Source organism: Mesorhizobium sp. B3-1-9, from assembly GCF_006439595.1.
Taxonomy (GTDB): domain Bacteria; phylum Pseudomonadota; class Alphaproteobacteria; order Rhizobiales; family Rhizobiaceae; genus Mesorhizobium.
The window spans coordinates 423,232-434,276 of record NZ_VFTJ01000005.1 but is presented as its reverse complement, the minus strand read 5'-3'; the positions used below and the strand labels follow the sequence as shown (position 1 = coordinate 434,276).

Annotated in this window: 5 protein-coding genes; 1 reads left to right on the top strand and 4 read right to left on the bottom strand. The window is 65.4% G+C overall.

Annotation, left to right across the window (positions count from 1 at the left end; translation table 11 throughout):
• The 4 genes from FJW07_RS12515 to FJW07_RS12500 form a co-directional block, all read right to left on the bottom strand.
• On the bottom strand, nucleotides 1–147 hold a 147-nt coding region (locus FJW07_RS12515), incomplete at its 3' end, for a transposase (protein WP_140856700.1).
• A 54-nt stretch (nucleotides 148–201) separates the two neighbouring features.
• Nucleotides 202–876: a M15 family metallopeptidase gene (locus tag FJW07_RS12510; protein ID WP_246680740.1), complete on the bottom strand. Its 675-nt coding sequence runs from the start codon at nucleotides 874–876 to the stop codon at nucleotides 202–204.
• 265 nt (nucleotides 877–1,141) lie between these two features.
• Nucleotides 1,142–3,247, bottom strand: coding sequence for a penicillin-binding protein 1C (gene pbpC / locus FJW07_RS12505; protein ID WP_140856696.1), 2,106 nt, complete (start codon nucleotides 3,245–3,247; stop codon nucleotides 1,142–1,144).
• Nucleotides 3,248–3,356: 109 nt separating this feature from the next.
• Complete coding sequence (locus FJW07_RS12500) at nucleotides 3,357–8,837, bottom strand: alpha-2-macroglobulin family protein (RefSeq protein WP_140856694.1); 5,481 nt, start codon at nucleotides 8,835–8,837, stop codon at nucleotides 3,357–3,359.
• A gap of 277 nt (nucleotides 8,838–9,114) precedes the next feature.
• Here FJW07_RS12500 and FJW07_RS12495 point away from each other — a divergent pair, with 277 nt between their 5' ends.
• Nucleotides 9,115–11,043 (top strand): autotransporter assembly complex family protein, encoded by a 1,929-nt coding sequence (locus FJW07_RS12495; RefSeq protein WP_140856693.1) that lies wholly within the window; start codon nucleotides 9,115–9,117, stop codon nucleotides 11,041–11,043.
• The last annotated feature ends 2 nt before the right edge of the window (nucleotides 11,044–11,045 follow it).

Below are 11,045 nucleotides of genomic sequence, written 5' to 3'. Positions count from 1 at the left end.
CCATGGGCTTCCAGTGCGCACGATCCAGAGAACCGCTTCAACAAACAGGCGATTGTCACCTCCGCTTCGTCCAGGGTCTATCGCCTTACCCAGACAATGCGGTTCCATCCTCGCCCACTGGGCGTCCGTCAGCACGAATCGTTCCATCAAAAGCTTGAATCACGACCAAGCCATGATGGGAATCCTGAATATCAACAAACCTTAGTTCGCGGTCACCGGAAAATCGAAACGCTGTTTTGGGAACGGCTCTTTGGCCAGCGTGAAGTGCCACCATTCGCGCGCATAGTTGCGAAAGCCGGCGGCGCGCATGGCGGTCAGCAGCGTTTTGCGGTTCGCGGTGGCTTCGGCGCCGATCAAGGCGCTGGCGGTCTCGCTCTTTGGGTCAAAGCAATCGAAACCGGTGCCGAAATCGAGCGTGCCGCCGTCCGGCGCACCGCAGGCCGGATGAACTTGGCTTTTATTGACGGCCTCGGCGATAGCAAGGTCCACCGTCGAGCCTCGAGAATGGCTGGAGAATTCGCCGATATAGCCTTTGGCGATGAGATCGCCGCGCTCGACTGTCGGATACCATTGCGGATCGGGCTGGCCACCCTCTCTTGTCCATCTGCCCATGTCGGCGACGGCGCGCGCGGGGCGGTAGCAGTCGAAGACGACCAGTGTCAGGCCTTTGGCGGCTATTGCTTTCTGGACGGTCGACAACGCCTTGGCCGCTTGTGCGGTCAGGACGCAGACCGGCGCGTCATAGCCGTCGGCCTTGCGGTGCAGGAAGTTTTCAAGGCCGGCGTAGCGGACATCCTGGCGGATGGTCGGGTCGATATCGGCGAGCCTGACGAAGCCGGCGGGCAGGGGGTCGGCGTAAGCCGAGGGAGGGCTCACGATTGCTAGCGCAAGCGCTGCGAAGAATGCTCCCGACAAAGGTCGGCGCGAGGCCCCCCTCTCTGCCCTGCCGGGCATCTCCCCCGCGAGGGGGGAGATTGGCAGTTTCGGCGCTGCCCCCGCCTTTCCAACGTTGAAGATTAGCGAAGGCCGCGAAGCGAATAATCTCCCCCCTTGCGGGGAAGATGGCCGGCAGGCCAGAGGGGGGTGCCTCGCGCCGAATATCAGGCGGAGAAACTCAATCTCCTGAATCGCTTGCCGCATCTTATTCGACGAACACCTTCACGCTCGCCGCGCGTCCGGCCGCGTCGATCACGGTCAGCGTCGAATAGCCGGTGCCGTCCGGTAGCCAGGTCGCGGTGCGGCGGCGGTCGATGCCGGCGAGCGGCTTGCCGTTGGCGAGCCAGCGGAACGGCGCGCGGCCGCCTTGCAGTTTCAGCACCAGCGGCGTGGCATCGGCGGAATTCGTGCCGAGGTCGACGCGCGCACCATTGGGCGGGAAGATGATGGTCGGTGCCGGTTCCGTGGCGGTGGCCTGCACCAGCCCGTCCGATCCGGCGCCGAAACGGGCGAGCGTCACCGGCAGTTCCTCGCGCTTGGGGTTGAAGACGCCCGGCGGCCGGCTCGGCAGCGGCGCGCTGGCAAGGCCGGAACGGACGAAGCCTTCGAACAGGATCGGAGCTGCCGAGACATAGCCCGACAGGCCGGGGATGGGGCTGGCATCGGCGCGACCAACCCACACACCCAGCACGTAGCGGCCGTCGAAGCCAACGGACCAGGCATCGCGATAGCCGTAGGAGGTGCCGGTCTTGTAGGCGATGCCGCGCTGCATGGCGCCTTCCGGCGGCTTCACGCCGGACAGGATGTCGTTGATCTGCCAGGCGGCCTGGTCGTCGAGGATCGTTGCGGTGGTGCGCTCGGCACCGGCCGGCTCGGTGCCGTCATGCAGCGTATGCATCTTGCCGCCATTGGCGAGGCCGGTATAGAGCTGCACCAGGTCGCGCAAGGTCACGCCGACGCCGCCAAGCCCGATCGCCAGGCCCGGCGCCTCGTCGACCGGCAGGATCGGGTTGACGCCGGCCTGGCGGAAGCGCGCCGTGAGCCGTGCCGGACCGACGGCGTCGAGCACGCGGATCGCCGGCACGTTGAGCGACAATTGCAGCGCCTGGCGGATCGAGACATCGCCCTGGTAGCCCATGTCGAAATTCTTCGGACGGTATCCACCGAAATCGGCCGGGCTGTCCTCGATGATGGTTTCCTGCGCAACCAGCCCCTGCTCGAAGGCCAGGCCGTATATGAAGGGCTTCAGCGTCGAACCAGGGGAGCGCACCACCTTGGTCATGTCGATCCAGCCGGAACGGCTGGCATCGAAGAAATTCGCGGAGCCGACCTCGCCGAGAATGTCGCCAGTGCGCGCATCGGCCATGACCATGGCGACGGACAGTTTCGGGCCGAGCTTCCTGGCGGCGTCTCTTGCCACCTGTTCCAGCCCTTGCTGCACGTTTTTGCGGATTGTGAGCTGCAGCGGCTTGCCGGGCACGGCCTTGGGCAGCATGGCATAGGAGGCATGCGCGGCCAGCGCCGGCAGCTTACGGCGCAGGCCGGAAACATCGTCCAGCGCGGCGCGCGCGGCTTCGCGTTCGCCGAGCGCGCCGGCCGAGACCATGCGGGTGAGCACGCGGTCGCGCGCGGCGTGGGCAATGTCGAGATTGCGGTCGGGCCGGCGCCTTTCCGGCAATTGCGGCAGCGCCACGAGAAGGGCAGCCTCCGACACGGTGAGCCGCTTCGGCTCCTTGCCGAAATAGGCAAGCGAAGCGGCGCGCACGCCCTCGAGGTTGCCGCCATAGGGCGCCAGCGTCAGGTAGCGTTCGAGGATCTCCCGCTTGGACAGCCGCCGCTCGATCTGGATGGCGCGCAGCATCTGCTTGAGCTTCGAACCGAGGCTGCGGCTGTCGCGGGGCTCGATCAGCCGGGCAAGCTGCATCGACAAGGTCGAGCCGCCGGAGACGATGTGGCCGCTGGTGACGAGCTGGCCGGCTGCGCGGCAGAGCGCCAGCAGATCGACGCCGCGATGATCCCAGAAGCGCTTGTCTTCGTAGGTAACCAGCATGTCGACGAACTGCCGGTCGACCTGGTCGAGGCGGGTTTCGAGCCGCCAGTAGCCGTCCGGCGTGGCGAAGGCGCGCAACAACTGGCCGTCGCGATCCTGGACCTCCGTCGAGACCGTCAGCTTCGCCGGCAGTGGCGGCGGAAAGGCGCGGTCGAGTTCCCAGAACGCGGCGATCGAAAGCGCCGCGAATCCGGCGAGGCAAAGGCCTGCGATTGCGGTTCGTTTGAGGATTTTTCTGGAGAGCACGGCGCTGCCCCTCATCCGCCCGCCCGTCCTTCGCGGCAGCGACGCTGCAGCTTCGGAGGGTGAACCGGCACCTTCACCCCGTCCAGAGACGGGGTGAAGGGAGATATCGGTGACCTTTTCATCGCTACTCGGCCTTGACCTCCATGACGCCGGTGGCGGTGCGGGCCGAGTATTGGGGCCGGTACATGTCCTCCACCGTCGCCGCCGGATGGGCGTAGGTGCCTGGCGTCACGGCGCGCACGACATAGGCCAGCGTGATGTTGCGGTCGCCGTCGCTTTCGTTCGGGTTGAAGGCGGCGATGAAACGGTCGTCGCGGAACTCCAGATGCGCGGCGTCGGTCTGCGCCAGCCAGGAGAAGTTCGACAATTGCGCGCTGGAAACCAGGCTCGGATTGTCGATCTCGAAGCCGGCCGGCAACAGGTCTGTGATCAAGAGCCGCGACGGCCACTTGTTCTGCTCGTAGACCTTGAGCACGACCACATAGCGCTCGTTCTGCCTGGCCTCGGTGACATTGGCCTCGGTGCCGTCGAGCCTGTAGTAGGTGCGATCGATGGTGAAGCCGTCGCCGCCGGCCGGCAGCGGCTCGACCGGCGCGGCGACCGCGGTGACCACCGCCTGCAGCGGCGTCGCGCCGGTGTTGGCGATGGTGAGGGGGCTGTCGACGAGGTCGCTGCCAGCGACCTGGTCTGAATAACCGCCCGAATGCGGCGCGCCGTTGACGGAAAGCATGATGGAATCATTGCCTTCCTTCAGCGCCCGCGCGGCGAGCAGCATCCAGGATTCGTCCTGCGTGCTCGTCCAGCGGGCATCGGCGCGCGCCACGCCCACCAGCTTGATCAGCTGCGGCATGATGCTCGGCACCGGCTTCGATTCCGCCGCCAGCGCCAGCATCGCCGCGCTGTCGCGCAACCGCGAGCCGTAGTCCGAGCGATAGTAGTCGTAGTCGGTTTCCGATTGCGCCAGCCGCAGCGCCGTCTGGAAGGTGGCTTCCGAACGCTGCGTGTCGCCGTAGAGCGCGAGGCTCGCCGCCAACTGAGCGACCGCCATCGGGCTGGAGAAGGCTTCGATCTGCGTGTCGGCGTAATAGCGCAGATCGCCGATCGAGGCCTTCTTGTTGCGGGCGAGCACGTAGAGCGCATAGGCGATCTCGCTGCCCTTGTCCTGGACGTCCTGGTCGTAGCCCAGCGAGTTCTGCAGGTTGTTCAGCGCCTGGTTCATCGCCAGCGCGGGCACATCGTATTTCTCCTCGCGCGCCCGGGTCAGGAACTCGCTGACATAGGCGTCGAGCCACAGGTCGCCGGAGCCCGGCCCCCAGAGGCCGAAGCTGCCGCTTGCCGCCTGATAGGACAGGACCTTGTAGATCGCGTCCTGGATGCGGCCGTGCAGGTCCGGATCGCTCTCCATGCCGATGCTCTTGGCCATGTCGTTGACATAGAGCAGCGGCATCGCGCGGCTGGTGGTCTGCTCGGCGCAGCCATAGGGGTAGCGGTCGAGGCTCATCAGAAGCGACGGCACGTCGAGCGCGGACGACTGCGAAACGCCGACGCTGACCGAAGCGCCGTCGAGCACGCTTGCGGCAAGCAGTTCCTTGTCGACCCGCAGCGAGCCGCCATGCGGCTTCAGGTCGACAACCATGCGGTTGGTGACCGGAAGCTGCGCCGGCCGCACCGGCAGATAGAGCGTCTGCTCGACCTGAGTGCCGCCGGCATGCGCGAGCTTGACGGTGACGGAAGCGTCGCCCGCGGTCTTGGCGACCAGCGGGAAGGTGAGCGACTGACGCTTGCCCTGGGCGAGCGTCAGCTTCTCGGGCAGCGGCTTGTCGCCGGTCGAAAGGTCGCCGGTCGTGGTGACCGACAGCGCATAGTCGCCGGCCGGACCATCGGTGTCGGCAATGTCGAGGCGCATGGTCGCCGCATCGCCCGGCGCCAAGAAGCGCGGCAGGCCGGCGGTGATCACCACCGGATCGCGCACGATGACGTCGGCCTGGGCATGGCCGACCGCATCCTTCGTCCAGGCGACGGCCATGACGCGCACGGTGCCGTTGAACTGCGGGATGTCGAAGTCGATGCGCGCCTTGCCGTTGGCATCGAGCTCGACGGGGCCGGAGAAGAAGGCGACCAGCTTTTCGGTCGGCGGGCTGCCTTGCGCCTGCATGTTCGCTCCGTCGCCGCCGGTGCGTATCTTGCCCATGGTGCCGAGCGAGCCATCGATCAGGCGTCCGTAGAGGTCGCGGATCTCCAGCCCCAGCATGCGCTGGCCGAAGAACCAGTCCTCAGGGTCGGGCGCCTTGTAATTGGTGAGGTTGAGGATGCCGACATCGACGGCCGCCACCATCACATAGGCGTTTGTGCCGGCCTGGGCGCCGTTGACGGCGACCGGGATCGACAGCTGCTGGCGCGGCAAGGTCTTTTCCGGCGGCGTCAAGCTGACCGCCAGCTTCTTCGAGCCCGGATCGACCGACAGCCATTGGATGCCGATGGCTCGGGCCGGCATGCGCGACTCCTGCGCGTCGCCGGGCCGGAACAAGGTCGCCGTGACATAGGCGCCGGCGCCCCAGTCGTCGCCGACCGGGATGTCGACGGTGCTGCCGCCGGCCGGCACCGAAGCCGTGACCGTCTTCAAAAGCTTCTCGGCGCCGATGGTGATCAGAAGTTCGCCGGCAAAATGCGGCGAGACCTTCAGCTTGGCTACTTCGCCGGCGGCGTAAGTATCCTTGTCGAGGGCGATCTCCAGGCCGTCGGGCGTCTCGGTGGTGGTCGAGGCGACGTACCAGCCGGCGTCGAACTCATAGCTGGTCGCCGGACCATCAGGATCGGCCGTCTCGACCTCGAGCCGGTAACGGCCCCAGTCGACGGGCAGCGATACCGTCGCCTCGCCATCGGCCTTCAGGTCGACCGCGCCGTTGGCTACGGCCTTGGTGAGGTTCACCGCCTCGTAGTTCCAGGAATTGTTGGAACGGTACCATTGATAGTTCCGCTCGACCTTGACCAGCGACCACTGCGCGCCTTTCAGGTCCTCGCGCTTGCCGTTCGGGTCGACGGCGATGATGCTGAACTTCGCCGTGCCGCCTTGCGGCACTTCATCATCCGCGAAATCCGGGCGAATGCCGATGACGTCGCGCTGTGGGCGAACGCCGATGTCGAGCGAGCGCTCGACGGCGCGACCGCCGGCCTCGCGCATGCGCACGGTGACCTTGGCGTTGACCAGCTTGGTGGTCGACGGCAACTGGTCGATGGTGACCGGGAAGGTCGCCTTGCCGTCGTCGCCGACCACGGGAAGATTGGCGAGAGGCGTCACGGTCGGCTCGCTCGACTGCTCGTCGGCCAGGCCGAAGGTGAAGTCCTTGAAGCTGTCCCAACTGCTCGTGGTCGACAAAGTCATCTCGCCTTCGAGCGCCAGGCCCGCGGCCGGCGCGCCGTAAAGGAAGCGGCCATCGACGGTGGCGTTGGCGGTCTCGCCCTGGGCGATCTCCTTCTTGTCGGCGGTCAGGTCGAATTCGATGCGATCCGGCACGAAGTCCTCGACCAGGAACATCTGGCTGGCGACCGGCGCCTGCTTGGGATCGGTGTAGATCGACACCGTCCAGGTGCCGCGCATGGCGTTGGCCTCGAGCGGCAGGTCGACGGCGTGGCCGCCGGCGGACTCGCCATTGCTGATGACACGGCGGCTCTCGACGCCGTCGGGACGCGTGAAGATGAAGGTCAGCGGCAGGTTCTCGACCGCCTTGGCGGCGCCGTCGCGGGCAAGGGCGGCGACGTGAACGTCCTCGCCGGCGCGGTAGATGCCGCGCTCCGTCCAGGCATAGACGTCGAGCGCGCCTGGAGAGGCACGCCCCTCGACGCCGCGATCCGAAAGATCGAAGCCGGCCTTGCCCATGTCGAGGAAGACGAAGTCGTTGTCGCCCTGCTTGGCCATCAGCACGGCCGGCACCATGCCGTTTTCGCCGCGGGTGAGGCCAGGATTGAAGACGGCGTGGCCCTCGGCGTCGGTGGTCGCCGTGCCGAGTATTTCGTTGTTCTTGGCAAGCAACGTCAATTCGGCGCCGGAAATCGGCTTGGCCGAGCCCAGCGAACGGGCAAAGACGTTGAGACCGTCCTGGCCGGTATAGGTGGAAAGGCCGATGTCGGAGACCACGAACCACTGCGTGGCGCGTGAACCGTAATCGTCGCTCTTGTCGTCGACCGGCTGCGCGGTCAGCACATAGACGCCGGGCTTGCGCTGCGGGATCGCCTCATCCACCGGAAACGAAGTGGTAACCTCCTTGTTGAGATCATTGGCGATATCGAGCGTGCCCGACCAGACGGGCGCGCCCATCTGGTCGGAAATGGTGGAGATATCATAGCCGTCGAGCTGATGCAGGAACTGGTAGCCGGACAGAAGCTGCGCCAGCGAACGATCGCCGATGCGGTAGAGCGTTATCTTGGCAGCGTTCATGTTGACGGTGACGACCGGAATGCCGCGGCGCGCGCCGGCCGGCAGCACGAAGCTGTCGCCGGTGAAGCGGGCGGAGGGAGCGCGGTCCTGGACGTAGATCGACAGCACGACAGGCGCGGCGATCGTCTCGCCGATCGCGGCCGGCAGGCCGGCGCGGAAGGTTACGTCATAATGCTGGCCGTGCTCCAGGCCTTCGACGCAGATCTGCTTGTCTTTGGCCTCGACGGCTTTGGGTGCGGCGTTGTCGACGGTCACGAACTGCGCATAGTCGATGCCGGTCTTGACCAGTTCCTCGGAGAACTGGGCGCAGATGCGCGGCGAGGAGGAATCGGCATCGACGGTGTGCTCGATGACGCGGAAACCCTTGCGTGCCTTGAGGTCGGCATAGTCGGCCTGGACGGCGGGCGAACTCACCAGCGCAAGGCTCGCCTCATAGGCCTGCAGCGACGGCCGGTACAGATCGCGCTTGTCGAGGCCGGCGCCGAGCAGGGCCAGCGCCTCGGCGCGGGTCTTTGCGGTGCGCACCAGCTTGTAGGCGTTGAAGGCCGCCGAGGTGGCGTTCATCGGGAACGTCGAGGGTTCGGTGGTGTTCGAGGCCGGCTCCACGGCGAGTATCTCGCGCGCCAGCGCCAGCCACAGCGCGCCGTCATCGGGCAGGACGGAGACCGCCGCCTGGTATTTCTGCATGGCAAGGCGATGGTCGCCGGTAAGTGCTGCCTGCTCGGCGGCCGCCTGCAGGGCAGCAAGCCCTTCGGTCGGCTTGTCATAGGCCGGATCGGTCAGGTGGTTGCGGAACTGCTGGGCCTGGTCGGCCATCCAGTTCGGGAAGAAGGCCAAGGCCGGCGGGGCGCCGATATCCGGGTCGCCATCGACATTCGCGACCTTGCCGGCGACGGCGCCGGTGAAGGATTTCAACTGGTTATAGTCGGATTTGAGAAAACACCATTTGGCCTTGGTGTTGTAGGTGAAGGCACGGCAGGCCGGGTCGCCGAGGCACGTGGTCTTGCACTGGTCGAGGCTGACATTCTGCTCCGACCTCAGGTCGAAGCCAAAATAGTCGGAATTGTCGGTCGTCACGATTCGCCGGGCTTCGGCCGCAAGGGCCGCCCCGCCCAGGGCGAAAAAGATGAGAAGAAGGAAAGAGAGACCACGAGCCGCGCGCATTGCCATACCACCCTCCAGACATCGCCAGCGTCCGGGCATGATCAAGCTTAGTGCAGGCTTGTCAACGCCGGAGCGCCGCAGGTTTATCACCCGCGAACGGTTTCCATGCCGGCCAAAGGCCGGTATTTCGACAGAACCTCTGTGAGACGGATCACACTTTCTTGCGGAATCGCAAAAGGTGTGAATTCCAAGCCCGGTCTATTTCAGACAATTGGATTGTGGCCCCTTTACGAACGTTTCGGAACTTCATTCCAATTTTAGTTTTGTCGACTAGGTTGTCTTAATGCCGGCGCATGAAACGCAGATGTCAGGAGGGTACGCGCCAGGGCGCGGGCTTCCGCGCGCCCTGCTTTTCGCGCTCATCTGCTCGACCATGCTGGCCGCGGAAGTACGGCAGGCGGCGGCTTTCGAGATTTTCGGCATCAAGCTTTGGGGTTCGTCCAAGGACGAGGATGCCGATGTCGTCGATCCGCTGCGCTACTCGGTGACGATCAATGCTACTGACGCCGACAAGGATCTGGTCAAGAAGCTCGAAAATGCCTCGGCGCTGAAAAACGACGAGGACCATCCGGTGTCGGGATCGCTCGGCCTGATGGCCAAGGCGCGCGGGGACCGCGAACAACTGGTCGCCGCCCTCTACGCCGATGCCCGCTACGAGGGCGTGGTCACCATCACGATCGACGGCAAGTCGATCGACGAGTTGCCGCCGGATGCGGAGTTCAAGGGGCCGCAGCCCATTCCGGTGGTCGTCACGGTTTCCCCTGGAGCGAAATTCACGTTGGGCAACATCCGGCTGAAGGGTGATGCGGCGGGATTGGCGGCAGCCGATTTCGGCCTGATTGCCGGCGGCGATGCCGGCTCCGGCGCGGTGCTCAAGGCCGAAGCGCTGATCGTGCGGGCGCTGAAGGAAGAGGGCAGGCCGCTTGCCAAGGTGACGGACCGCGAGATCGTCGCCGAGCACGCCACCTCGACGCTGGACGTGACGCTGACGGTGGCGGCCGGTCCGGTCGCCGGCTATGGCGACACGACGGTCGAGGGCACGGAAAAGGTCGATCGCGACTTCACCGAATACATGACCGGGTTGAAGCGAGGCCAGCAATATTCGCCGCAGGAGATCGACGATGCCCGCGACCGGCTGCTCGGGCTCGAAGTCTTCAACAGCGTGACCATCAAGGAAGGCGACAGCCTCGACGCCAACGGCAACATCCCGATCGATGTCCAGGTGAGCGAGCGCAAGCCACGCTATTTCGGCCTCGGCGGCACGTTCTCGAATACGGAAGGCCTCGGGCTCGAAGGCTATTGGGGACACCGCAACCTGTTCGGACAGGCGGAGAAGCTGCGTATCGACGGCTCGATCAGCGGCATCGGCAGCAACAGCATTTCCGCGCTCAACTACAATGCCGGCGTCATGTTCGAGAAGCCCGGCGTGCTCGGGCCGACGTCGAAATTCTTCACCGGCATCAAGACGGTGTTCGAGCACCCCGATGCCTATGATCATTTCTCGGTCAAGGGCGACGTCGGCGTTTCCTACGACCTCGACAAGAAGCAGCGGGTCTCGGCCGAATTCGACCTCGATTATTCGAAGATCACCGACGCCTTCGGCAAGCATACCTATCTGATCGCCAGCGTGCCGCTGCAATATGTCTATGACAGCCGCGACAACAAGCTCAACCCGACCAGGGGGTTCCGCTTCCTCGCCTATGCCGAGCCGAGCTACGACATATTGAACGGCGCGACCTTCCTCAAGCTGAAGGGCGAGGGCTACACCTACCAGTCGCTCGACACGGCAAGCCGCTTCGTGCTCGCCGAACGCGCGACGCTCGGCTCGATCGTCGGCACCGGGCTGCAGAACGTGCCCGCCGACCGGCGGTTCTATTCCGGCGGCGGCGGCTCGGTGCGCGGCTATTCCTACCAGGGCATCGGCCCAAAGGATATCGACGGCCAGCCGATCGGCGGTCTCTCCTTCTTCGAAACCTCGGTCGAGATGCGCATCGGCGTCACCGACACGATCGGCATTGTCCCGTTCGTCGATGCCGGCACGGTCTCGACCAAATCCTTCCCCGATTTCTCGAATGTGAAGGTCGGCGCCGGCGTCGGCCTGCGCTATATTACTCCCTTCGGGCCGTTGCGCATCGACGCCGCCGTGCCGCTCAACCGCGATCCGGGCGATCCGCATTTCGGCATCTATGCCGGCATCGGCCAGGCGTTCTGACG

Coding starts and splice junctions, on each gene's coding strand:
- pbpC (WP_140856696.1), bottom strand. CDS start 3,247: ATGAGGGGCAGCGCCGTGCTCTCCAGAAAAATCCTCAAACGAACCGCA.
- FJW07_RS12500 (WP_140856694.1), bottom strand. CDS start 8,837: ATGGCAATGCGCGCGGCTCGTGGTCTCTCTTTCCTTCTTCTCATCTTT.
- FJW07_RS12495 (WP_140856693.1), top strand. CDS start 9,115: ATGCCGGCGCATGAAACGCAGATGTCAGGAGGGTACGCGCCAGGGCGC.